23 protein-coding genes are annotated in these 25,749 nt (G+C 34.9%); 9 read left to right on the top strand and 14 right to left on the bottom strand.

What is annotated here, in order from left to right; genetic code table 11:
• The first annotated feature begins 26 nt into the window (after nt 1-26).
• Entirely contained in the window at nt 27-2,273 is a 2,247-nt protein-coding gene (locus HQN62_RS05120) for a T9SS type B sorting domain-containing protein (RefSeq protein WP_173503558.1), read from the top strand.
• Between the two features lies 1 nt (nt 2,274).
• On the opposite strand, the gene folK is transcribed toward HQN62_RS05120, so the two are convergent.
• Nucleotides 2,275-3,411, bottom strand: coding sequence for a 2-amino-4-hydroxy-6-hydroxymethyldihydropteridine diphosphokinase (gene folK, locus HQN62_RS05115; protein ID WP_173503557.1), 1,137 nt, complete (start codon nt 3,409-3,411; stop codon nt 2,275-2,277).
• Between the two features lie 126 nt (nt 3,412-3,537).
• Between folK and sppA the strand changes: the two genes are divergently transcribed.
• The 3 genes from sppA (at nt 3,538) to HQN62_RS05100 (ending at nt 9,247) form a co-directional block, all read left to right on the top strand.
• Entirely contained in the window at nt 3,538-5,295 is a 1,758-nt protein-coding gene (gene sppA, locus HQN62_RS05110) for a signal peptide peptidase SppA (RefSeq protein ID WP_116796135.1), read from the top strand.
• Between the two features lie 218 nt (nt 5,296-5,513).
• Nucleotides 5,514-8,144, top strand: coding sequence for an AsmA family protein (locus HQN62_RS05105; RefSeq protein WP_173503556.1), 2,631 nt, complete (start codon nt 5,514-5,516; stop codon nt 8,142-8,144).
• A gap of 392 nt (nt 8,145-8,536) precedes the next feature.
• Nucleotides 8,537-9,247 (top strand): endonuclease/exonuclease/phosphatase family protein, encoded by a 711-nt coding sequence (locus tag HQN62_RS05100; protein WP_173503555.1) that lies wholly within the window; start codon nt 8,537-8,539, stop codon nt 9,245-9,247.
• Between the two features lie 309 nt (nt 9,248-9,556).
• Here HQN62_RS05100 and HQN62_RS05095 read toward each other — a convergent pair whose 3' ends face one another.
• A complete protein-coding gene (locus HQN62_RS05095; RefSeq protein ID WP_116796138.1) occupies nt 9,557-10,351 on the bottom strand; it encodes a DUF2797 domain-containing protein in 795 nt (264 codons plus the stop codon).
• Between the two features lie 221 nt (nt 10,352-10,572).
• Between HQN62_RS05095 and HQN62_RS05090 the strand changes: the two genes are divergently transcribed.
• Entirely contained in the window at nt 10,573-12,087 is a 1,515-nt protein-coding gene (locus HQN62_RS05090; RefSeq protein ID WP_173503554.1) for a GH3 auxin-responsive promoter family protein, read from the top strand.
• Between the two features lie 247 nt (nt 12,088-12,334).
• Here the strand turns inward: HQN62_RS05090 and HQN62_RS05085 are convergent, their stop codons facing one another.
• From HQN62_RS05085 to HQN62_RS05060, 6 genes are all read right to left on the bottom strand, one after another.
• Entirely contained in the window at nt 12,335-12,865 is a 531-nt protein-coding gene (locus HQN62_RS05085) for an SRPBCC family protein (protein ID WP_173503553.1), read from the bottom strand.
• Between the two features lie 10 nt (nt 12,866-12,875).
• Nucleotides 12,876-13,316: a VOC family protein gene (locus HQN62_RS05080; protein ID WP_173503552.1), complete on the bottom strand. Its 441-nt coding sequence runs from the start codon at nt 13,314-13,316 to the stop codon at nt 12,876-12,878.
• A gap of 73 nt (nt 13,317-13,389) precedes the next feature.
• Nucleotides 13,390-13,800, bottom strand: a complete 411-nt coding sequence (locus HQN62_RS05075; RefSeq protein ID WP_173503551.1) for an SRPBCC family protein — start codon at nt 13,798-13,800, stop codon at nt 13,390-13,392.
• Nucleotides 13,801-13,996: 196 nt separating this feature from the next.
• Complete coding sequence (gene clpX, locus HQN62_RS05070) at nt 13,997-15,229, bottom strand: ATP-dependent Clp protease ATP-binding subunit ClpX (RefSeq protein ID WP_173503550.1); 1,233 nt, start codon at nt 15,227-15,229, stop codon at nt 13,997-13,999.
• Between the two features lie 75 nt (nt 15,230-15,304).
• The gene (clpP, locus tag HQN62_RS05065) at nt 15,305-15,979 is read right to left on the bottom strand and encodes an ATP-dependent Clp endopeptidase proteolytic subunit ClpP (protein ID WP_173503549.1); all 675 of its coding nucleotides are present in this window, start codon (nt 15,977-15,979) and stop codon (nt 15,305-15,307) included.
• 231 nt (nt 15,980-16,210) lie between these two features.
• Nucleotides 16,211-17,536, bottom strand: a complete 1,326-nt coding sequence (locus HQN62_RS05060) for a trigger factor (RefSeq protein ID WP_173503548.1) — start codon at nt 17,534-17,536, stop codon at nt 16,211-16,213.
• Nucleotides 17,537-17,948: 412 nt separating this feature from the next.
• Here HQN62_RS05060 and HQN62_RS05055 point away from each other — a divergent pair, with 412 nt between their 5' ends.
• Nucleotides 17,949-18,437: a type ISP restriction/modification enzyme gene (locus HQN62_RS05055; protein WP_173503547.1), complete on the top strand. Its 489-nt coding sequence runs from the start codon at nt 17,949-17,951 to the stop codon at nt 18,435-18,437.
• A gap of 13 nt (nt 18,438-18,450) precedes the next feature.
• Here HQN62_RS05055 and HQN62_RS05050 read toward each other — a convergent pair whose 3' ends face one another.
• The 6 genes from HQN62_RS05050 to HQN62_RS05025 all read right to left on the bottom strand — a co-directional run bounded on the left by HQN62_RS05050 (nt 18,451) and on the right by HQN62_RS05025 (nt 23,191).
• Entirely contained in the window at nt 18,451-19,272 is an 822-nt protein-coding gene (locus tag HQN62_RS05050; protein ID WP_173503546.1) for an MOSC domain-containing protein, read from the bottom strand.
• 35 nt (nt 19,273-19,307) lie between these two features.
• Nucleotides 19,308-20,435 carry a chromate efflux transporter gene (gene chrA / locus HQN62_RS05045; protein ID WP_173503545.1) on the bottom strand — a complete coding sequence of 376 codons (1,128 nt, stop codon included), beginning with the start codon at nt 20,433-20,435 and terminating at the stop codon, nt 19,308-19,310.
• A gap of 129 nt (nt 20,436-20,564) precedes the next feature.
• A complete protein-coding gene (locus tag HQN62_RS05040) occupies nt 20,565-20,909 on the bottom strand; it encodes a heavy metal-binding domain-containing protein (protein WP_173503544.1) in 345 nt (114 codons plus the stop codon).
• Nucleotides 20,910-21,142: 233 nt separating this feature from the next.
• Nucleotides 21,143-21,484, bottom strand: a complete 342-nt coding sequence (locus tag HQN62_RS05035; protein WP_116796148.1) for a phage holin family protein — start codon at nt 21,482-21,484, stop codon at nt 21,143-21,145.
• A 55-nt stretch (nt 21,485-21,539) separates the two neighbouring features.
• Nucleotides 21,540-22,301 (bottom strand): alpha/beta fold hydrolase, encoded by a 762-nt coding sequence (locus HQN62_RS05030; protein WP_173503543.1) that lies wholly within the window; start codon nt 22,299-22,301, stop codon nt 21,540-21,542.
• 176 nt (nt 22,302-22,477) lie between these two features.
• On the bottom strand, nt 22,478-23,191 hold the full coding sequence (locus HQN62_RS05025) for a pyridoxine 5'-phosphate synthase (RefSeq protein WP_173503542.1): 714 nt from the start codon (nt 23,189-23,191) through the stop codon (nt 22,478-22,480).
• A 115-nt stretch (nt 23,192-23,306) separates the two neighbouring features.
• Here HQN62_RS05025 and HQN62_RS05020 point away from each other — a divergent pair, with 115 nt between their 5' ends.
• The 3 genes from HQN62_RS05020 (at nt 23,307) to porG (ending at nt 25,745) form a co-directional block, all read left to right on the top strand.
• Nucleotides 23,307-23,966 (top strand): CBS domain-containing protein, encoded by a 660-nt coding sequence (locus tag HQN62_RS05020; RefSeq protein ID WP_116796151.1) that lies wholly within the window; start codon nt 23,307-23,309, stop codon nt 23,964-23,966.
• A gap of 63 nt (nt 23,967-24,029) precedes the next feature.
• A complete protein-coding gene (locus tag HQN62_RS05015; protein WP_116796152.1) occupies nt 24,030-24,914 on the top strand; it encodes an NAD kinase in 885 nt (294 codons plus the stop codon).
• A 153-nt stretch (nt 24,915-25,067) separates the two neighbouring features.
• Nucleotides 25,068-25,745 (top strand): type IX secretion system protein PorG, encoded by a 678-nt coding sequence (gene porG / locus HQN62_RS05010; protein ID WP_173503541.1) that lies wholly within the window; start codon nt 25,068-25,070, stop codon nt 25,743-25,745.
• Nucleotides 25,746-25,749: the final 4 nt, after the last annotated feature.

Raw genomic sequence — 25,749 nt, 5'->3', positions numbered from 1 at the left:
TTTAAAAAAATGAATACTTTTATAAAATGACAAGAATAAATACTTTTTTCATACTAACATCATTGATACTGGTTTTTTCAAAAACAAGCTATGCAAATGATATATGTCAAAGAAAAAATGATAGTATTCTAAAAAAAGAAAATATACTTACCACTTTCAACACCAATAAAAATAACACATTAGACAACATTCCTCCTTATCTAAAAGCTACTGGAAATCAAATTTATTGTCCACAAACCAGTATTCCTATCGTAACTGATATGAATATTACCGACCCTGACGATACTAACACCCAATCTATTTACATTCAAATTTCTGTTGGATATAATGACAAACAAGATTTGTTAACTCTTACTGGAAATCATCCTTCGATTGTTGCAAATTGGGATCCAAATGCGGGTAAACTAAAACTATCGGCACCCGTAAATGGAATTTTGACACCATACGCTGAGTTTATTGCGGCAATAAAAGATGTTGTCTACACCAACTCTTCCAAAAAGCCAACCGGAAACAGAACGTTTTCAATAAGTATAGACAAAGCGAATTATTTACCAACCAATCAACATTTTTATGAGTATTTTGAATCACCCGGAATCACCTGGGGAGATGCAAAAACAGCAGCCGAAACAAAAACTTATTTTGGTTTAAAAGGATATTTAGCAACAATTTTATCCGCAGAAGAACAACAAATAATTGGCGAACAATTACCCGGAACGGGTTGGATTGGCGGATCTGATTATAAAGTAGAAGGAGAATGGAGATGGTTAACCGGTCCAGAAAACGGCACTTTATTCTGGAGTAATCTAGAAGTAGGACCCGGTGGTGTAAAATATTCCAATATTTTCGGACCTGGTTATACTCCAAATTTTGCCTATTGGAATAGAAAAAATGGCACCAATAACGAACCCGATAATGGTACAGGTCTAGAACATTTCGCTCATATTTTAGACAAAGATTCAAGTCTCGGCATAAAAGGCTCTTGGATTGACTTAACCTATTACGGAACAACAACGGGACCTATGAAATCAAGAGGCTATATCGTAGAGTACGGAGGCATGCCTTTAGATCCTGAACTTCAAATTGCAACAAGTACAACTATAACTATACCTCAAATCACAAATACAATACCCGCGTCTAAATGTGATGTAGGCGAAGTATCTCTAGAAGGGACTACTAATTTAGGTGAAGTTAGATGGTATGAAAATGAAACTGGCGGAATCCCAATTGCTTCCGGCAATCAATTCACCACGCCAAAATTATCAAGCACAACTACTTATTACATAGAAACCGCTTATGCCTTCTGTGCAAAAACATCTGAACGTACTCCAATAACGGCAACTATAAATGCAATTCCAATCATTACAACACCACAAACCACATTTACAACCTGCGGGCCGGGTGAAGCAACTTTATCTGTACTTTCTAGTGAAGGAGAAACCTATTGGTATGAAGGGCCTACGAATAATAGCCTAGTTGGAATCGGTACTAGTTTCACCAGAAATTTTTCAAAAAATACTGATTATTATGTTGAAGCCGTTAGTAATGGTTGCAGTAATGGCCGTCGAATAAAAATCAGTGTCATGGTATATGACTTACCAAAAATTGAAGACGAAGAAATTCTTTGGTGCACAAAAAATAAAATAACACTAGATGCGTCCTTAAACGGAATCACTTACTTATGGTCAACCGGTGAAAATACTAAAACAATAATTCCGAACAGCCCTGGTGAATTTACCGTAAAAATCAAAACTCCCGAACCCGAAAGCTGTACCGTAACAAAAACCATTACGGTTTTTCAGCATCCAATCCCTGAGATTATTGACCCAATTGAAGCTGATGAATCACAGGTAACTATTCGTTTGAAAAATCCACAAAATTATTTTGAATACTCTATCGACGGAATCAATTTTCAAAGTTCTAATGTATTTACAAATGTTCCAAGCGGATACCAAACTGCTTACGTAAGGGAAATAAACTCATGTGAAAATCCAATTACAAAAAACTTTATTGTACTAATCGCACCCAAATACTTCACTCCAAACAATGACGGATTTAATGATGTCTGGGAAGTAAAAGGATTGCTCAATTACCCATTAGCGGAGATAACAATTTTTGACCGTTATGGTAAAATAATTACGCTACTTAATAATTTAAATCGCAGTTGGGACGGCACCTTTAACAAAAATATTTTACCTGCAACCGATTATTGGTATGTATTAAAATTAGATCCGAATAGTCCGGAATTGAAAGGACATTTTTCATTAAAAAGATAAATTACAAACTACCCTTTTCTTGAATTTTATCTAAAATAAAAAGATAATCCTCCTGATTATTTACAAAGTCCCGATCAGAAACATCGATGATTAAAACATTCAAATCGGTTTGAGTCTTGATATACTCCAAGTATCCTTTGTTTATTTTTTCCAAATAATCCGCTGTGATGTCTTGTTCGTAACTCCTACCTCTCGTTTTTATGTTTTGCAACAATCGATTGGTGTTTTGATAGAGATAAATATACAAATCCGGCTTTGGCATTTCTTTATAAATGATATCAAATAACGTACGATACAATCTAAACTCATCTTCTTCTAAGGTAATTTTAGAAAATAACAACGATTTAAAAATATGATAATCGGCAATGATAAAATCCTTAAATAAATCAAATTGCGATAAATCATCCGATAATTGCTGGTACCTGTCTGCCAGGAAAGACATTTCAAGCGAAAATGCGTAACGGCTTTGATCTTCATAAAATTTGGGCAAAAATGGATTGTCGGCAAAACGCTCCAAAACGGTTTTAGCATTAAAATCTTCGGCCATTTTTAGTGCCAAAGTAGATTTTCCTGCACCAATATTACCTTCTATTGCAATGTAATTGTATTGGTTTAATATTATTTTATCCAAAGGACTTTCTAACTTTTGGACTACTTCACAAATACTCTCATCTGGAGTTATCTGAATGAGTTCCGCAATTGTTTTTTTTAAAATAGGATGCACCCAGCCAACATTCAAATCCTGAAAAGGCAACAAAACAAATTTTCGATTTTGCATTAGTGGATGCGGAATTTGAAGATGATCCAAATCTAGGATTTCATCATCAAAAGCAATCAAATCAATGTCAATTATTCTGGATTGATATCCTGCATTCTCACTGCGAATACGCCCCAGCTTTTTTTCTACTTGCAAAACCAGCTCCAAAATTTTCTGAGCAGAATAAGAGGAATGCAAAACTAAGGCACAATTATAAAACGCCTCACTTTCAAAACCCCAAGAAGGTGTTTCGTATAAATGTGAAACTTTTATAATAGTCCCGATTTCCTGATGAATCAATTCAAGACATAATTCAATGTTTTTCAAACGATTGCCCTGATTGCTTCCTAGAGATAAAATAACTTGATGCTGTAATTCCATATTAGGCACAAATTAAGCAAAAGAATTTTAGAATAGCAGTATATTTGCCCAGAGTGTTTCAATTTATTTTCAGCATTAACTGTAACAAATATGCACTTTTTGCAACTTATTAGAAAAATATACTATATGAGATTTTTAGGAAATGTGATGGCTACCATTATTGGTATTTTTATTTTTTTTATGTTGTTTTTCTTTGGGATAGTACTCATAGGAGCATTATTTGGAGGAGAGTCAGAAGGTGTTGAGATCAAAAAAAATTCAGTTATAGAATTAGACCTGAAGAATATTTCCAATGATTATGCCGGTAAATACAAAGACCCATGGATAGATGTCTTTTCTGAGAAAAAAAACATTGGACTTACCGATATCATTAATGCCATAGCTGTTGCAAAAACAGACAGTGATATTAAAGGAATATCTATTTTGAATCAAGATTCTGAACTAGGATTGGCTCAAAGCAAAGAATTGAGAGAAGCATTGAATGATTTCAAAAAATCAGGAAAATTTGTTATGGCCTACGCCAATAATTATACACAGAGAGATTATTACCTAAACTCAGTTGCCAACACTATCTATTTGAATCCTGCCGGTGATCTTGATTTTAAAGGATTATCTACTGAAATAATGTTCTTTAAAGATTTCCAGGAAAAATCTGGAGTTAAAATGGAAGTCATTCGTCACGGAAAATACAAAAGTGCCGTTGAACCTTTCCTTGAAAACAAAATGAGTGATGCCAATAGAGAGCAAACCACTGCCTTGCTAAACTCTGTTTGGAGCTCCGTTCTTGCCGATATTTCGGAAAGTCGCCACATATCTACTTCTAGATTGAATGAAATCGCAACCGGTTTATTGGCACGTACCCCAGAAATGGCCAAAGCAAACAAACTTATTGACATTGTTGCCTATGAAGACGTTTATCATGATGCTATCAAAAAAGCTTTGAAAGTAGCTGGCGATGAAGACTACAACAAAGTATCAATAACCGATTATGCGCAAAAAGTAGCAACAACATCCATAATTTCAGACTCAGACAATCAAATTGCCGTAATTTATGCGCAAGGAGAAATTCAAGGTGGTGAAGGCGATGTCAACGTAATAGGCGAAGGCTCAATGCGTCGTTCATTACAAGAAGCCAGAAAAGACAAAGATATAAAAGCCATCGTACTTCGCGTTGACAGTCCTGGAGGAAGCGCCTTGACATCTGATTTAATTTGGAGAGAAATTGAACTAACCAAAAAAGTAAAACCAGTTGTTGTATCTATGGGAAATTATGCCGCTTCTGGAGGATATTATATTGCCTGTAATGCAAATACCATTTTTGCAGAAAGAAACACAATAACAGGATCAATTGGAGTTTTTGGAGTTTTACCAAACCTTAGTCAGTTAACAACAAAAATTGGAATCAATACGGAACAAGTAATGACCAATGAAAATGCTAATTACAGTCCATTTGTTCCTTTGAACGAAAAATTCAAAGCAGTAACCCTAGAAGGCATAGAGAAAGTGTACAAAACATTTGTGACTCATGTTGCCGAAGGACGAAAAATGACATTTGCACAAGTAGATTCTATAGCTCAAGGCCGCGTTTGGACCGGTACTGAAGCCAAAAGAATTGGTTTGGTGGACAAAATTGGGAATTTAAATGACGCCTTAAAAGAAGCTGCAACATTGGCAAAAATCAGAGATTATTCTACACAAAACTTTCCGGTTTACGAAAAAGATTTTAGCGATATCTTTTCCAAATTCCCTTTTGCAAAATCAAAAGAAGATTTAATCAAAGGCGAAATTGGAGAAGAAAATTATTTTATTTTGCAGCAAATTAAAAAAATTCAAATGCAAAAAGGAATCCAAGCCAGAATGCCTTTTGAAATTTCAATTCACTAATTTTATTTTGCATATCATAAACCCTTTCAGACTAAAAAACTGAAAGGGTTTCTTTTTTTTATAAAATTGCCACTATTCTAAAATCATAAAATAAGATTAAAGAATGGCGATACGATAATCAATTAAAAAAACAAATATTAACTTCGTATGATAAATTTATAAGTCAAAACATCATAAACCCTTATTTTTGTATAAATAACCCAAATTATTCAACCTATATGCTAAAGAAAATTTTAAAAATCGTTGGAATTACATTGGTAGTGCTAGTCGCTTCCCTATTTGCCATTCCGTATTTCTTTAAAGATCAAATAAAAGCCAAAATTACCGAAGCCATCAACGAAAAAGTAGATGCAAAAGTTTCCTTTTCCGATGCCGATTTGAGTCTGTTCAAAAATTTTCCTAAAGCGACAGTTACACTGGATAAATTATTGATCATCAACAAGGCTCCTTTTGAAGGAGACACTTTGGTTTCATTAGGCGAATTGAACCTTAAAATGTCCATCAAAGAATTGTTTAAGGGCAAGGATGAAGCCATGCAAATTGAAGGAATCACGTCCAAAAACGGTTTCATCAACATCATATTCAACAAAGACGGGATCGGGAATTTTGACATTGCCTTGAAAGACGATAAACCCGAAGAAAAAGGAAAAAGCAAACCTCTGTCATTGAAAATACAGAAATATCAAATTGAGAATTTCAAGTTCCAATACTTTGACCAAGCTTCGCAAATGAGAATGGTCATTGACAGCTTGAATCACGAAGGAACTGGAGATTTTAGCAACTCAAAATTGGATTTAAACACCAAGTCAACAGCTAAAGTATCATTTGATATGGGCAAAATCAATTACATGAAGAATGTTTCCTTGTCACTAGATGCGGTTCTTGGGATTGATTTAGAGAAAAGCAAATACACTTTTAAGGAGAACAAAGCTTTAATCAATCAATTGCCGTTAGAGTTTGACGGTTTTATACAATTGGTCGATGCGGGACAAGTCTATGATTTGAAATTCAAAACCCCGACTTCCTCATTCAAGAACTTCTTGGGATTGATTCCGGCTGCTTATTCTTCCAGTTTAGAAGGTGTAAAAACGACAGGAGATTTTACGGTTAGCGGTTTTGCAAAAGGAATGCTAACAGACACCACCATTCCAAAATTCAACATTGCCATAGCTTCCAATAACAGTTCTTTTCAATATCCAAGCTTACCAAAATCAGTTCAAAGCATTATTATTGACACTAAGATTGTAAACGAAACTGGGCTAATGAATGATACTTATGTTAATCTTGATAAGCTCTCCTTCCGAATAGACCAAGATGTTTTTAATGCAAAAGCTAACATCAAAAACATCAGCACCAATGCTTTGGTTGATGCCGCTTTGAAAGGAACCATAAACTTAGCCAATCTTTCTAAAGCCTATCCTATCAAACTGGACAAACCGCTTACCGGAATTTTGAAAGCGGATGTAACGACCAAATTCGATATGGCTTCGGTAGAAAAAAGCCAATACCAAAACATAAACAATGCGGGAACCATCGGTTTGACCGGATTCAATTATGCTGACGCCAATGGTAAAAATATGACTATCAGTAATGCATTAGTTCAATTCAACCCAAGCCAGGTGCATTTGAAACAATTCAATGCCAAAACAGGAAAAAGTGACCTAAGCGTAACGGGTGTTTTGGATAATTTTTATGGTTTCCTGTTCAGAAAACAAGAGCTAAAAGGTAATTTCAACCTGTCTTCAAACCAACTTGCTGTTAGTGATTTCATGACAACCAGCACTGCTCCTGCGGCTACAGGAACAACTGAAGCCACAACTGCAAAAACAAAGAAATCAGAACCATTAAAAATACCAGCTTTCTTAAATTGTACGCTTACCGCAAAAGCCAATACGGTTTTGTATGACAACCTTACTCTAAAAGATGTGTCGGGAAAAATGATTATAAAAGACGAGAAAGTTACGTTGGAAAATGTAAAAACGTCAATTTTTGGTGGAAATATAGGCGCCAGTGGATCCGTTTCCACAAAAGGAAAAACACCAATTTTCGACATGAATTTAAACCTGAACCAAGTTGATATTCAACAAAGTTTCACCCAATTGGATATGTTGAAAAAAATAGCTCCAATTGCCGGAATCGTAAATGGAAAAATAAACACTACCATCAAATTGAACGGAAATCTAGATGCCACTGAAATGACTCCAGATTTGAAAACAATCTCAGGTGATTTGATTGGGCAATTACTTTCTACAACCATAAACTCGAACAATTCGACTTTGTTAACAGCATTGACCTCCAATTTGAAATTTATTGATTTAAACAAAGTGAATCTTAATGACATCAAAGCAGCTCTTACTTTTAAAGACGGAAAAGTAAACGTAAAACCATTTGAGATTAAATACCAAGACATAAAGGCGGTTGTTGCTGGTACGCATGGTTTTGACCAAAGTATGGATTACAACATCAAGTTTAATGTTCCTGCCAAATACCTTGGTAAAGAAGCCAATGCCTATATCTCAAAAATGTCGCCCGCGGATGCTGCCAAATTTGACAACATTCCTGTAACGGCATTGATGACTGGGTCATTCAGCAGTCCGAAAATCTCGACGGATATGAAAACGGTAATGACCAACTTAACGATGCAATTGGCCAAACAACAATCAGATAAATTGCTTAAAAAAGGAAGTTCAGCATTGGATAAATACCTAAACACCAACGCAAAACCAAGCACTGACACAACAAAAACCAATGCCCAAAATGCCCAAAAAGAAGATATAAAAAAGAAAGCCGGGGATTTAATCAATGGTTTGTTTAAAAAGAAAAAACCTGCAGAACCTGCAGCACCATAAATTGTTTAAAATTAAAACTAAAAGCCGCCTCCATTTTTGTATTGTGAGGCGGTTTTTTTATTAACCTGAGTTACAATATTTGATTTTGGAGCAGAAAAATTGGGCTCTTTTAGCAACATGGTTCCCGCTATCCGTTGCAATCTCCCGAAGAAAAATCGGGAGGATTTTCACTACTATCGGGGCTAAAGGGAAAGATTAGGCTTTTTAGTAATCATTAAAAGGTTATTAAGAAAAAGTAGGATTGCTATTATTATTTTTTATATTTGAAAAAATACAAATAGAAACAAACTTTTGCCAAGTTCTCCAATTTTGGGTTTTATATATCAAGGTTTGTATAGCATATTTAGGAGTTGCAAGTAACTGTAACAAACGACACAACCACTAAAGACAGAATGAAAATAATAACTTGGAACTGTAATATGGCTTTCCGTAAAAAAGCGAAATTTATTCTGACTGAACAGCCAGACATTCTAATTGTGCCTGAGTGCGAAAATCAAGAACGACTTGTATTCGGAATTGACACAAAACAACCAAATGACGTTTTTTGGTATGGCAACAATCCACATAAAGGCATTGGAGTTTTTTCATTTGGCGACTTCAAAATTAAACTACTCGACAATCATAACCCAGACTTCAAATACGTTTTGCCATTATCTGTTTACAATGAAAAAATCACTTTGATAGTTTTTGCAATATGGTCGCAAAAACCTGAGAAACACGATTGCTATACGGAGCAGGTATGGAATGCTGTTCATTTTTACAGCAACTTATTAGACTATGAAAATGTAATTCTTGCGGGCGACTTTAATAGCAATTCAATTTGGGACAAACCAAACAGAGTTTACAACCACTCAAACCTTGTTGACTATTTAAAAAACAAAAATATTTTCAGCACTTATCATCATTTTCACAATCAAACCCAAGGAAAGGAAAAAGATAATACCCTTTTCATGCACCGAAAAATTGACAGACCATATCATATTGATTTCTGCTTTGCGTCTTTAAATCTTATTGACAAATTAGAAAATGTTGAAATTGGAACTTATGAAAGGTGGACAAAATACAGTGACCATAAACCATTAACCATAACGCTTGACATATGACGGAAGAAAAACAGCGACTTATAACACCTACCACAAGCGATTTGGGCAATTGGCTTAATAGTTGATTTTGTATTTGGGATGATTTGCCAAATCCACGCTATCATATGCAGTATCTGCGGACAATATTGTCATTTCGAAGGAGGAGAAATCTCAGTTAGCTATTCCACAAAGTACACACACGCTGTACGGAGCTACTTGCTGAGATTTCTCCTCCGTCAAAATGACAAGTTTAAGCATAATTGGATACCAAAAATGGTCAATAGTAGCTTTAGCGAACTGACCCAGTAAACCCTTTTAAAAATAACACCTTTAAATTTCCAGACGAACTACATAACCCTCAAAACTTCGGACATTGAAAACGGTTCCGTCTTCAAAAATGAGGTATTGCCCTTTAATCCCTACTAGTTTCCCTTTGAAATTATGCTCTTTTTCAAGGTTAAGACTGTTTACTTTTTTTGGGTAATTCAATACCGGGAAATGCATTTGGTAAACATCATTTTTCTCCAAATGATAAAATTCCTGCACCTCGGCGGGGATTAACTTTTCGAGTTTTAATTTCTCGGCGACTAAATCCACATGAACTATGTCGTTTTGGATCATTTTGCGCCAATTGGTTTTATCAGTATAATGGCTTTTGAGAGCGACCTCTGTAATTCCGGCCAAGTAACGATTGGGCACTTCGACAATTGAAATGGCCTGGCTCGCGCCTTGATCAATCCATCGTGTGGGCACTTGCGTTTTTCGGGTCACCCCAACTTTTACTTCGCTCGACAAGGCCAAATAAACAATATGCGGTTGCAACTGCACCTGCTCCTCGTATGCCAAATCACGGTCTTCAATCCCAAGATGCGCGGTGCTCAACTCGGGTTTCATAATCCAATCGCCCACTGCAGGACTCGAATAGAAACAATCGTAACAGAAACCTTGGCGGTATATTTTTTTCTTTTTGCCGCAATTCAAACATTGGTATCCCTCGAAGTTAATTTCCAACTCTTTGTTCAATACTTGATTCATGTTCAAAAAACTGTTTTCGAAAACCAAATAATATTGAATAGGATTTCCAAATTCGGTTTGCATTTTAGAAAGTACGCCTTGGTAAGTCATTGGGATTTTAGATTGTAGATTAACGATTTCTGATTATTCGATTTCTATTCCTAAATGGAATCTTTACCCGAAATAGAATTGTTTTTTATAAAAAAACACTATTTTTGATACAAAAGCAAAGTTAATATTTGTAAATCGATATCCAAATCTTAATTTTTTGTCTTTTATTAAAAGGTAAAAATCAGAAATCGTTAATCTTCAATCATAAATCATAAATCCCGATGCCTTTATCATTTATCAATTCCATCGCTTCTTGGTTTTTAAAACAAAGAATTCACCAGATTGAACTTTTCTTGAAGTATCCCAATGAGGTTCAGGAAGAATTGTTGATGAATCTAATCCGTTCCTCCGAAGAAACGGTTTTTGGCAAACAATATGATTATGCATCCATAAAATCATACCAAACCTTTACCGAAAGAATTCCGATTTCGACCTACGAAGATTTGGAACCCCTGATAGAACGCACCCGAAAAGGCGAACAAAACGTGCTTTGGGAAACCCCAATAAAATGGTTTGCCAAATCAAGCGGTACGACCAATGCCAAAAGTAAATTTATACCGGTAAGTAACGAAGCACTTGAGGATTGCCATTACAAAGGCAGCAAGGATTTATTGTGTTTGTATTTGAACAACAACGAAGAATCTGAAATGTTTGTGGGTAAAAGCCTCCGTTTGGGAGGAAGTTCTCAGATTTACGAAAACAACAATACTTTTTTTGGAGACTTATCAGCGATTTTGATCGAGAACATGCCTATTTGGGCCGAATTCAGCAGTACGCCCAGCAGCAAAATTTCTTTGATGAGCGAATGGGAAACCAAAATAGGCGCAATCATCAACGAAACCAAAAATGAAAATGTAACCAGCTTTGCTGGTGTTCCTTCTTGGATGTTGGTGCTATTGAACAAAATATTGGAAGAAACAGGAAAAACAAACCTTATGGAAGTGTGGCCCAACTTGGAAGTGTATTTCCACGGAGGTGTAAGTTTTGATCCTTACAGGGAACAATACCAAAAAATACTGCCTCACAACCAATTTAAATACTACGAAATCTATAATGCCTCCGAAGGTTTCTTCGCCATTCAGGACTTGAATAATTCCAGTGATTTATTGTTAATGCTCGATTACGGAATTTTTTATGAATTTATCCCGATGGATACTTTTGGCACTCCTGAACAAAAAGCCGTTCGATTAGCGGATGTTCAATTGTTCAAGAATTATGCGATGGTGATTACTACCAATGGCGGTTTATGGCGCTATTTAATAGGCGACACGGTTCGATTTACTTCTTTAAATCCATATCGCATCAGAGTTACTGGAAGAACCAAACATCATATCAATGTGTTTGGCGAAGAATTAATGGTAGAAAATACCGATCAGGCCATAGCCAAAGCCTGCCAAATCACTGAAACCGAAGTGGTAGATTATACCGTTGCCCCAATATTCATGAAAGACAAAGAAAAAGGAGGCCACGAATGGATGATAGAATTTAAGAAAAAGCCAAAAGACATTGCCGCTTTTCAAAAAGCGCTGGATGAAACGCTGCAGTCTTTAAACTCCGATTACGAAGCAAAACGCTACAACAATATGACTCTTAATCCACTTGTAATTAATGTGGCGCGAGAACGATTGTTTTATGATTGGCTCAAAGAGTGTGACAAACTCGGAGGGCAACACAAAATTCCTAGATTATCCAACAAAAGAGATTATCTCGAACAATTGAAAAAAATGCAAAACTAAGCCACTATGAAAAAAATATTCCTTTTACTAACTGTTATAATGATTACTTCCTGTAGCTCCTCCAGTCATATTTGTGGTGGTAATGGCGGAAAAACATGTGTCAAAACTACTCCTAAAACCAATATTAACAAAGGTCTTGATACCTAGAAACCTGTTACTATTTCTATATAAAAGTAAAAGTCATTCAAATTAGATTTTTGAATGACTTTTATTTTATTCGATAATCACTTTAAGCGACAACTCATCACTATTTTTCCAATATCTTTTTCAAATTGGCTAGATTTTGAGTTTCGGCATCTTTAATGATTTTTCCTCCTACAAAGTTCATCAAATTCATTGGATAAGATGAATGACCATAAAATTCAGCAGTAACTTTTGTTTCATTTGCTGATATAGATTCCAATAGCGTGCTTGCTTTGTCATCACCTTTCATCGGTCGCTCAAAATGCAAATCGACATCGATTCTATCTTCAGAAACAGCTGTAATCTGTTGCGAACCTGCTCCAACATTATCATCTTTGCTGTCCCAAGAAGCTTTGAACCCAACAGTTCCATCCATGCCTTGATAGTCCATGTTTACATCTGGATCTTGCATAACCCAAATACTGTAATTCTCTTGATTTTTGACCAATTTCACATAATCAAAAACCACTTGCTTTGGCTTATTAATGGTTGTTGAAACCGAAACGGTATAATCGTTTGGGATGAAGAGCGCGATGATTAGTAATAATACGATAAGACTAATCATTCCTAAACCTATAAATTTTAGTATTTTCATATGTATCGATTTAATTACTTAGTTTTTCATCAAAATTAACCATCCAATGGATCCCGAATTTATCCACAAACATTCCAAAATAAGCTCCCCAAAAAGTTTGGTTCATCGGCATAAAAGGATTTCCACCAGCGGACAGCCCATCAAAAAGTTTATCAGCTTCTTGTTTGCTTTCTGCATTGATTGAAATCGAAACATTTGAACCAATTGCAACCGCACCGCTAGCTTCATTACTGTCACTTCCCATCAGGACATGATCTTTTCCTATAGGCAGTGAAATATGCATGATTTTGTTTTTATCCTCTTCAGATATTGCCCCTCCTCCTTCTGCATCTGCTGGCATGTCACCAAACTTTCCCACATAAGGAAATTCACCACCAAAAACTGATTGATAAAACAAAAAAGCTTCTTCGCAGTTTCCATTAAAAATTAAATACGGATTAATTGTTGCCATAATATTTTGATTTTTTTTTTAGTTAATAAGATTTTAGGAGATTATATAAAGTTAAAAAAAATCCCTTCTATGTTTAGACATAAAGGCTCTCCACATATTTTTTAAAATTATCCAAAATTGCCTGCCAGCCATCACGCTGCATTTCCTCTGGATTTACTGTTTCCGGGTCAAAACTTTCGATAACCTCAACGCCAGTTTGAGTTTCTGTAAAATATACATCAACCTTTCTGCCGTCGGCCATTACATATTTAATTGCTTTATTTTGTTCCACCAAAGTGTATTCTCCCTCAAAATCAAAACTCATCGATCCATCTTTAGCAGCCATCGTGGACTTGAATTTACCTCCAATCCTTAAATCATTTTCGGCATAGGGCGTGTGCCAATCATCTGAAGCATTGTTCCATTTTGTAATATGTTCCGGACTTATCCAACATTCCCAAACTATTTTTATCGGAACATTCATGGTAGTTTGCACTGTTATCATTTTATCTAAATTTTTTTTTTGAACTTAAAATTACAATTTATTTAAAATCAATGGACAATTTTATGTTGAAAATAAATATTATACCTAAAAAAATGGCCCGCAGATTCAAAGTGATTTACGCAGATTTTCCCTTTTTGTTCATAAAAAAACCTGCTCGAATGACGAACAGGTTTTATACAATTATTTTTAATTAAACTTAAGAAGCTATCTCCAGACGCTTCAATAAATTCTTATTTAATGTTTCTTTGGCGTATTCCATATCAATCACCAATTTTTTATCATCAGAACTTGGTAATTCATACATCGCATCGGTAAGAATGGCTTCGCATAGTGAACGTAATCCACGAGCACCCAATTTATATTCCAATGCTTTTTCTACGATAAAATCAAGAGCTTCGTCAGTAATAGTAAATTCTACCTCATCCATCAAAAACAGTTTTTGATATTGCTTGATTAAAGCATTTTTAGGCTGAGTCAAAATCGCACGCAACGTTTCTCTATCCAAAGGATCCATATGTGTCAAAACAGGTAAACGTCCAATGATTTCAGGAATTAATCCAAAATCCTTGATGTCTTTTGGAATAATGTATTGCAACAAATTGTCTTTATCAATATTATCCACATTTTTAGATGTAGAATAACCTACCGCCTGACGATTCAAACGTTTTGAAATAATACGTTCCACTCCATCAAAAGCACCACCGGCAATAAACAAAATGTTCTGCGTGTTTACCTCAACAAATTTTTGATCAGGATGCTTACGACCACCTTTTGGCGGCACATTAACAACCGTTCCTTCCAATAATTTCAATAAAGCCTGTTGCACTCCTTCTCCCGAAACATCACGAGTGATTGAAGGATTGTCGCTCTTACGGGCTATTTTATCAATTTCGTCAATAAAAACAATTCCTCTTTCGGCTTTGGTCACATCATAATCAGCAGCTTGCAAAAGACGAGTTAAAATACTTTCAACATCTTCTCCCACATAACCTGCTTCGGTAAGCACAGTTGCATCAACAATAGCAAGTGGCACGTCTAACATTTTGGCAATCGTTTTGGCTACCAAAGTTTTTCCGGTACCAGTTTGTCCTACCATAATGATATTACTTTTTTCAATCTCTACTTCATCGTCCAATTGCTGTTGCATCAAACGTTTGTAGTGATTGTAAACCGCAACAGACATCACTTTCTTGGTTTGCTCCTGTCCAATAACGTATTGATCAAGGAAAGCTCTGATTTCTTTTGGTTTCTTTAAAATTAAATCACCAACCAGCTTTGAACCTCTATTCGTTTTTAATTCTTCCAGAACAATTCCATGCGCTTGCTCGATGCATTTATCACAAATGTGAGCATCGATTCCAGCAATCAATAAATTGGTTTCCGGTTTTTTCCTTCCGCAGAAAGAACATTGTAATACTTGTTTTGCCATTTTTCATGTTTCAAGTTTCAAGTTTCAGGTTTCAAGTCAATTCTAACAACTTAAAACCTGAAACTTTAAACTAATTTAAACCCCTCTTAAAACTTCATCAATCATTCCGTATTCTTTGGCTTCGTCAGCAATCATCCAATAATCGCGCTCGCTATCTTTGTGTACTTTATCAAAAGTTTGCCCAGAATGCTGCGAGATAATTTGGTATAACTCATCTTTCAATTTCAGCATTTCGCGTAAGTTGATTTCCATATCGGTAGCAACACCTTGCGCTCCTCCTGATGGTTGGTGAATCATAACGCGTGAATGAGGCAAAGCCGAACGTTTTCCTGCAGCTCCCGCACATAAAAGAACAGCTCCCATAGAAGCGGCCATTCCTGTACAAATCGTAGCTACATCTGGTTTGATGTATTGCATTGTGTCATAAATCCCCAAACCTGCATAAACACTTCCTCCAGGCGAATTCAAATAAATCTGAATATCCTTTGAAGCATCAGCACTTTCCAAGAACAATAACTGTGCCTGAACGATGTTTGCGATTTGGTCATCAATTCCTGTACCTAGGAAAATAATTCTATCCATCATTAATCTCGAAAAAACATCCAATTGTGAAATATTCAATTGACGCTCTTCTATAATATAAGGAGTCATATTTTTTGGATTCATCGCAGCTACTATTTTATCATAGTACATTGCATTTACCCCTTGACCCTTAATAGCAAATTTTTTGAATTCTTTTCCGTAGTCCATTTTAAAAAGTTTATAAGTTTATAAGGTATAGTTTCTAATGTTTTTCTGTCTAAATGATAAAGCAAAGGTTGTTCCTTTTTGTTTTTTGTGACAAACTGTCTCGTTTTTCATCCTTTAATGGACAAATACAACCCTCTTTTTAAATCATTTTCATTTATCAGTATCTAATTCAAACAAAAGAGCGTCAAAACAAATATGTTTGACGCTCAAATATACTTATTTTTTTATAAATTATTCTCCGTAAGAAGCGGCAATAAATTCTTCGTAAGTCACTTCTTTAGTAGTTGGATTCGCTTTTTCCTTGAATAATTCAAGTAATTTAGCTGCAACAACTTGGTCAGAAAGTCTTTTCACTTCTTCTTGGTTAGACAATACTCTTGCCACAATTCCTTGAACTTCTTCGTCAGTAGGATTTGTTTGTCCGAATTGAGCCATTTGTTGTTTGATAGCATTAGTTGTAAACGCTTTCAAATCTTCAAAAGTAATTTGGATATTGCTTGTAGCCATTGCTTTTCCTTCGATCAATTGGAAACGCAAACCTCTTTCAGATCTTGTATATTCTACAACTGCTTCTTCTGGAGTCAATTGTTTTTCTCCTACAGTTTGCAACCATTTGATTAAGAATTCAGATGGTAAATCAAATTTTGTGTTTTCAATCAAAAATTCTTGAACATCCGCCAATAATTTTTGGTCAGCTTGTTGAGCAAATTGAGATTCAGCATCTTCTTTGATTTTTGCTTTCAAGTCTTCCAATGAAGCTACATTTCCAGCACCAAAAAGTTTGTCGAATAATTCTTGGTTCAACTCAGCCAATTCAGCTCCGTTGATTGCCTCGATAGTAAAGTCAACATCTACAGCCAAACCGTGAACATTATCGTGACCTACTTTCAAATAATCCATTAATTGGTGGTCATCTTCAAATAAACCTTTAGTGTTTACAGTAACTACGTCACCTACTTTTTTACCAATGAATTTATCAGCAGTTGCTTTATCTTTAAAAATTGCCAAAGCAATAGTAGTAGAATTGTTGATTCCTTCAGCCTCGTTAGAGAAAGTTCCAGTAATATCAGAGTCAGCTACAACAACGTCTTGAGGAATTGGAGTACCAAATTGTTTTTGGATACGTGCTACTTGACCGTCAATTAATTTATCATCGGCAGTAACGATATATTTTACGATATCATTTTTAGCTTCAAGGTTTAATTCAAAACTAGGCACTAAACCAATTTCATATTCAAAAACCAATTCTTCAGCATCCCAATTGAAGTTTTCGTCAACTTTAGGAAGTGGAGTTCCCAAAAGATTTAATCTTTCAGATTGCACAAAACGCTCCAAAGCCAAATCAACAACTTTCTTTACTTCTTCTTGTTTGATAGCCTTACCGTATTGTTTTTCAACAAGGTCTTTAGGCACAGCACCTTTTCTAAAACCTTTTACAGTTGCCAAAGGCATTTTTTCGTTTATTCTTTTTGCTACTTGTCCTTTGTAATCCATGTGAACAACTGTCATTACAATCGTTTCATTCACAGCGTCTATTGCTACTCTTTTGATATCCATCTTCTTCTTTAATTTACATTATAAAATTGGGTTGCAAAATTATGAAATTTTTGCAACCCAAACAAGTATTTTAAGATTTTGAATTTTAGACAATTATTTCAAGAAATTAGGAGGCAAAATACACTTTTAACAGGAGAAATAAATAAAGCTAAAATCAGTTGGGCGAGACCCCGCGAAAAAAAGGGGCTTAAATATTGTTTTCGCTTATATAGCCCCTTTCTTTCGCGGGGTCGGGCTATCCACGCTACTTCGGTAGCTAGTTTCTATCCCTCTCGCGTGTGCAAAACGAGGGGCATAATGCAATATAAGAGCATTGCTAGCTATTGCGTAATCGGTTTATCAAACAGAAACATCACAAGAAACGCAAATAAATCTTATCTTTGTAGTAATCAATGCTTTAAATCAAAGCACAATGACTCTAGAACAATATCTTGCCAGTATAAGCACAGCGTATAAACACGATATTCCAACGGAATTATACGAAGGGAAAATTCCAAATCTAACCGAAGAAATAATCAATCAAATAGCCCACAAGATAAATTTGCACTTTATACTGGCAAAAGATCCAGAAGGCAACGTTTGCATGGCAAACAACAATGAGATTCGTTCTGAATTCAGACAAACTTTCTCTCCAATGGATATTCTCGATTATGCATATGCCATTCTACATTCATCAAGCTTCCATTCTGCAGACAAAAAAATCCTAAAAACAAATTTTCCATACCCAAAAAATGCTGACATCTTTTGGAAATTAGCTGAAATAGGATCCAAAATCAAACAAATTCATTTATTTGAAAATCCAAAAACAAAAAATTCTATTACTTATCAGCAAAAAACAAGACTCGCATTATCAGAAACAAATCTATTAATAGAGAAAATAGACAAAATAATACTGGAATAACTAAAAGGCCAATTTATTTTTTAAAACTCAAAACCCGAACGGAATCTCCAACTTTCACCGTCCCCACTCCCAGTCCGATTAAATTCTGTCCAAACAACACTTTATTCCCGAAATTTCTATATTTCGCCAATGTCTTTAATGGATCTTTCCCTGAAATCACTCCCTTTTCTTGATCTACTGTTGTCATCACACATCGGTCGCAAGGTTTTACTCCAACAAAAGAAACGTTCCCAATTTTAAAACCCCTCCAATTATCCTCCTCAAAAGCCTCACCATTGGTAAAAACAAAATTTGGTCGAAATCGATTCATCGGAACCCTAACCTCCATGCGTCCATTCAAATCATCCAACGAAGCTTGCCCAATAATCAAAAAAGGATACGCATCCGAAAAAGAATTAATTTCATCACCACTAATCGCATAATCCGGATCTAATTTTCGTTCACTTTCTTCTGGCATATAAACCAATCGAACCGAAAAACCGAGAAATTTTGAAAACCATTTGCTCGTGTTTGGACTTACTTCAAATGCATCAATAGTATCATCCCAAACGGTTACTTCAATTTTAGAATTCGCATCCGAAAAAACAGGATGAAGTTCTATATCGACAAATTCCATACTAACTCTGTGTGTAATTCTCAAAAATCCGTCAACAATATCCGGACTAAAAAGAGCCAATTCAGGATATTCGCGTTGAGACAAAAATCGTCCACTATCATCTACCAGCAACCAACGACGATCCAACTCTAAACCACGATCCGTCACTTGAGCCTCTTGCAATGAAATTCCACCTAACGATTTTACAGGATAAACCCAGATTTCTGAAAGTTCCAACATAACATTATTTTTTTTCAAATCTACAAATTAAACTTCTACACAAGAGTCAATAAATAACCCAAAACAGAACCGCCAATTACAATAAGACTGCTATTGATATTTTTGAACCAAAAAGCAATCACAATACTTGTCAATCCAATACAAATTGTTCTCCAATCCGTAATTGTTGTCATCCCCATATCTACACAAACTGCCAAGATAATTGCCACCGACGCAACATTTACGGCATCCAAGAAAACAGCGAATAGTTTAGAACTCCTCATTTTCTTCACCAACGGATTCAACAACGCGACAAACAAAAACGAAGGCAAAAAGATTCCCACAGTTGCCAATAAAGCTCCTGTCCAATCATTAATTTGATACCCAATAAAAGTAACGGAAGAAAACACCGGACCAGGCGTAAACTGCCCCACAGCAATGGCGTCCATTAATTGGCGACGCGATAAAATGCCTGTCGCAACCAACTCGCTATCCAAAAAAGCAAATAAAACATAACCGCTTCCATAAAGAATAGCCCCTATTTTCAAAAATATCAAAAACAAACTCCCATTGGAGATCGAAGTATTGGGAGAAAATGAAAAAGGAAAAATTGCAATAGACAGAAAATTTTGATCCGTATTTTGAAAGAGTTTATTTTTTATTCCAAACACGAACAGAGCAAAAAAACCAGCTCCAAACAACAAGTATAACTCATTAAACTTCAACAACGACAATATCAAAACTAAGATTCCGACACAATAAAGCTCAACCGTTTTTAAGGATTTTTTCGCCAAAGGAAAAACAGCAAAAAGGATTATGGCTATTATAGCCGGTTTGATCCCATAAATAAACGGCTGAATTTCAGGTAGCTGCCCATACTTTTTATATACCCAGGCAAAAAATCCCGTTATCAATACCGCCGGACAAATGAAACAAAGTCCAGCAACCAGCAATCCTTTCCAACCCGCTCTTTCATGACCAATATGAATTGCCATTTCTGTACTGTTTGGACCAGGAATCAAATTGGTAGCACCTATCAGATCTAAAAAATGCTGCTCGGTTATCCACTTTTTCTTGGTAACCACTTCCTCTTTCATCATTGCGATATGAACAGCAGGCCCACCAAATCCAATAATCCCTAGTTTTAAAAATAATTGAGCAAGCTCCTTTAAATTATTATTCATTTACTTTAAAATCTTGATTAATAAAATAAGACTCCATAAAACTATTTTCATTGCTGTTTGCCAAAATTAAAACAAAAAAAACAGCCTTCTTAAAAGGCTGTTAGAAAAATCAATCTTTTACAGATTTATTTATTTTTTCTCACTCTTTCTTTCTGTCATAGCCATACCACATTTTGGGCATTTCCCTGGTTTATCAGATGCAGAACCATCCATAGTACAAACATACTTACTTTTCACTGTAGTTGTAGCTTGGTTTCCTTTTGCTGTGGCAGTATTTGCTGTTTCTTTACTCGCTACCAAATCCATCCCACATTTTGGACACTTCCCTTTTTTATCACTTATTACTTTGGGATGCATCGGACAAGTATACATTGTTTTTTGAACTTCTTTTTTAGGAGCTGTGACAGTCGTTTGAGCTGATACGGCAGTTCCCATAGCAAAGAAAGCCGTCAAGGCAAGAATTAATGTTTTCATGATTTTTTTTATTTGATTATAGTTATTTGAATTACTTCTTGTTTTTTTGTTTTAAAGTTAAAAATCTCTATCTGAATAATAATCCATAAAAAAACTGCATTTGGCATCCAAAAGAAACCAAATACAGCTCAAATTTATATTAAGAATTTAATATTCATTCTGTTAAAATCTTTGACCAAAATTACACTATTCCAACTTCAGAATAAAAAAAGCCATTACATTTTTTTAAAAGCCTATTTATCACCAATAATGGAATAAATAATAGACTGGCATAATGACAATATGATACTAAAAAACATGGCAACCCAAAACGTATCAACAGTAAATCCTCCCACAATCTTGGTACATAATAAAATAATCAAGGCATTTACCACCAACAAAAACAACCCTAAAGTCACTATTGTAAAAGGCAAGGTCAGTAATACCATGATAGGCTTAATAAAAATATTAAGCAGTCCCAAAACAACGGCTACTACCATTGCCGTAAAAGGACCAGCCACATGTACACCTGGCAAAAAATGAGCAATTCCAAAAACCAATCCTGCGGTAACAATTATTCTAATGATCAAATTCATAGTCTCGTCTTTTAAAATTTCAATAAATATAATAAATTTTCTATACTATATTAAATTATTTTAAAAATGCACTTGCTAATTCATAAAACATTGTAGGGTTTTCGGCATGTAACCAATGGCCAACATTAGGAATTGTCGCTACTGTTGAAGACGGGAAATGAGTTTTTATTTCATCAAAATCACTATCAAGTATATAATTAGAATTTCCACCACGTATAAAAAGTGTTGGCTTTTCAAAAATCATGCCTTCGGCTAATGCTTTTCCGATTTCATCAATTTTTCTATTGAAAACGTTCAAATTAAATCGGAAAGCCAATTGACCTGGTTCTTGCCAGTATAAACTTTTCATCAAAAATTGACGTGTCCCAAAATCAGGTATATACTTTTTCATTATTTCCTCAACCTCATTCCTGCTTGGTTTAACCGAAAAATCCACAGCATTCAATCCTGCCAGTATATCTTGATGATGGGGTGCATAAAACTTAGGACCAATATCAGCCACCAATAATTTATTGACTAATTTTGGATAGGAAGTGGCCAAAAGCATAGCCGTCTTACCTCCCATAGAGTGACCTATAATATCAATCGATTCAAGACCGTTTGTCTGACAATAGTCAAAAACATCTTGAACCATAATTTCATAACTAAATTCATCCGAATGAAAACTGCGTCCATGATTACGCAAATCCAACAGATGCACCTGAAAACCATCGGCAACAAATTGAGTTCCTAATGTTTTCCAATTATCGGACATTCCAAGAAAACCGTGAAGTATAAGTAAAGGTCTTCCAGAACCTTCTATTTTTGAGTAGAGCATTATTATTTTAGATTGCAGATTTCAGATTTTAGATTGCAGAGTAAAAACTGCATTCCAAAACAGTAATCAATATTAGATTTTTTTATTTTTTTGATTAGAAAATTAAAATTTTAGATTTGAAGATGACAGGCATAAAAAACCACAAATCATCATTCGTTAATCTTAAATCAAAAATCTTATTTTAGTTTTTGCAAATACATATTTACCACATTGTCCAAACCAAGATAAATTGCTTCAGAAACAAGGGCGTGCCCAATTGAAACTTCCAATAATCCTGGAATGTTTTGTTTAAAAAACTTAATATTATCCAAACTTAAATCGTGGCCGGCATTGATTCCTAAACCTAAATCATTAGCCAAAATAGCTGATTTCACATAAGGGTCAATTCCCTTTTCATTTCCTAAACTGTATTGATGCGCAAAAGCTTCAGTGTATAATTCAATTCTATCCGTACCTGTTTTTTTAGCACCATCTATCATCTCAGAAATTGGATCAACAAAAATCGAAGTCCTAATTCCGTTTCGTTGAAATTCTTGAATAACTTCCGACAAATACGACTGATTTTTTATAGTATCCCAGCCTGCAGAAGAGGTAATTGCTCCAATAGCATCTGGAACCAAGGTTACTTGATCTGGTTTGCATTCCAAAACCAAATCGATAAAATTATGCTGAGGATTACCCTCTATATTATATTCTGTATAAACAATTGATTTTAAATCTCGGGCGTCTTGATAGCGAATATGACGCTCATCCGGACGTGGGTGAATCGTGATTCCCTGACCACCAAACTGCTGAATATCAGTAGCTACTTTCAATAAATCAGGCACATTTCCTCCACGAGCATTACGTAAAGTGGCAATTTTATTTATATTAACGCTAAGTTTTGTCATAGAAACAGGTATTAATAGATATGTAAGTATATTTGATAAGACAAAAATACAAAGTAAAACCTAGCAGATTTTGTATAATTTTGATTATTTTGCATCGATTATTGAGGATAGATTTATGGCAGATTTAAAAGACTATATTACAAACGACTACAAAGCAATTGATGCTCAAGAAACTATTGGGTCAGTTCAAGACTTTTTTGGTGACTTAACCTTTTCCCATTTTCCTGTCATCGAAGAGGGGATTTTCATTGGAAGTATCGCCGCAGATGACATTGAAACTTTTGACAGTGATAAAAAAGTCAATGACTACAAATATGTACTTGAACATTTTTTTGCCAGAACCGACATGATTTGGCTAGACGTTTTAGAAGTTTTTGCCAAAAATCACACTAACTTAGCTCCCATTTTGGACGAGAATAATAAGTATGTTGGCTATTATGAAATTGAGGACATCATTAAATTTTTTCATGAAACTCCTTTTCTTAAAGAACAGGGAGCCATCATCATAGTGAGTAAAAACACTATCGATTATTCGATGAGTCAAATTGTACAAATTGTAGAGAGCAACAATGGTAAACTTTTAGGTCTTTTCATTTCAAATTCCGATGTAAATACTACTGAAGTCACTATCAAAATCAGTGTCGGTTCATTGAATGAAATTATTCAAACTTTCAGAAGATATAACTACGACATCATTTCAGAACATAACGAAGACAATTACATCAAAAGTTTAAAAGAACGTTCGGATTATTTAGACAAATATTTGAACATGTAATTATTTGGATTAAGGCATTTAAAATCCAAAATAACGAATAACAAAATATCAAAACCAAAAGAAATGAAAGTAGCTATTTACGGCCAATATTATTTAGTTAGCACAGAACCTATCATAAAAGACATTTTTGTGTTTTTCAACAATAATAACGTAGAAATGGTTATTGAATCCGATTTCCTAAACATGTTGTATGAAAAAAAAATCATAGAAAAAGAATACAACACTTTTTCCTTTAATGATGAATTGGATTCTAGCTTTGATATGTTAATCAGTATTGGCGGTGACGGAACAATTTTAAGAGCAGTTACGCTGGTTCGCAATTCAGGTGTCCCAATTTTGGGTATAAACGCAGGAAGATTGGGTTTTTTGGCAACGGTACAAAAAGAAAACATTGCCGCTTTCATGCAGTTTGTCATTGACAAAAAATATAAAATTTCTAAAAGAACTTTGTTAAGCTTGACGTGTTCACCTGAAAACAAAACTATAGAAGGACTCAACTTTGCCATGAATGAAATATCGGTGAGTCGAAAAGAAACCACATCGATGATCACCATCGATACTTATTTGAACGATGAATTTTTAAATTCCTATTGGGCCGATGGTCTTATTATTGCCACTCCCACAGGAACTACAGGTTACTCGTTGAGTTGTGGAGGTCCCATATTGACACCCGATGTAAAAAGTATAGTTATAACACCTATTGCTCCTCACAACTTGAACGCAAGACCTCTTGTCGTTCCTGATACAACGGAGGTTCGTTTAAAAGTTTCTGGAAGAGAACAACAATATTTAGTATCATTGGATTCCAGAATAACAAGTGTTGCAAATGATTCTATTCTAACCATAAAAAAAACCGATTTCGAAATAAATATGGTGGAGATCCCGGAAGAAACTTTTTTAAAGACTCTAAGAACAAAATTACTTTGGGGTGAGGACAGAAGGAATTAAAACTTCCCCCTATACGAATTATTCCTTTTTTGTCGTTACTATTACATCCTTTGTATATAAAAAAAGGGATCTGGTCTAAAAAAAGACAGTATTCCTAAGATACGTATTGAATCCTATTGATAATTATTATATTTGCAGGCAATTTTATAATTTATGAGTAAAATTTTCATTTCATTTTTATGCTTTTTTACCTTTTCTTCTATTCATGCCCAGATTAATGAAATAGGAGTTTTTCTTGGAGGCAGTAATTACATAGGAGATGTGGGTTCAACAACTTACATTGCTCCAAATGAACCTGCATTCGGTATTTTATACAAATGGAATAAAAGCCCAAGACATGCTTATAGATTTTCCTACACACAATCACAAATCTCCGGAAACGACCATGATTCAAAAGAATCTGGAAGAAATAACAGAGGATATAGTTTTGTAAACAACATAAAAGAGCTATCAGCTGGATTGGAGTTTAATTTTTTTGATTTTAATTTACATGAGGAAAAACCAAAATTTACTCCTTATGTATATTCTGGCTTAAGCTATGTTCTTTACGATGATTTATATGTAACATCAGGGATTACACATAAAAACAATACAAAAAGTACAATTGCTATACCAATGACCCTTGGCGTAAAAACAAATTTTTCAAGGAGTTTCGTTTTAGGTTTAGAAGTTGGAGCTCGATATACTTTTACTGACAACCTTGACGGCAGCAATCCAAGTAATAGTAGTTTACCTAAATTTGGCAATATAAATAATAATGATTGGTATGTATTCTCAGGAGCAACATTAACCTATACTTTTGGAAACAAACCATGTTACTGCGCAGACTAAAATA

Origin of the sequence: Flavobacterium sp. M31R6 (assembly GCF_013284035.1) — a bacterium.
Lineage (GTDB): Bacteria > Bacteroidota > Bacteroidia > Flavobacteriales > Flavobacteriaceae > Flavobacterium.
Note: the sequence above shows the minus strand (reverse complement) of the source record. Positions and strands in the feature narration are given on the sequence as shown.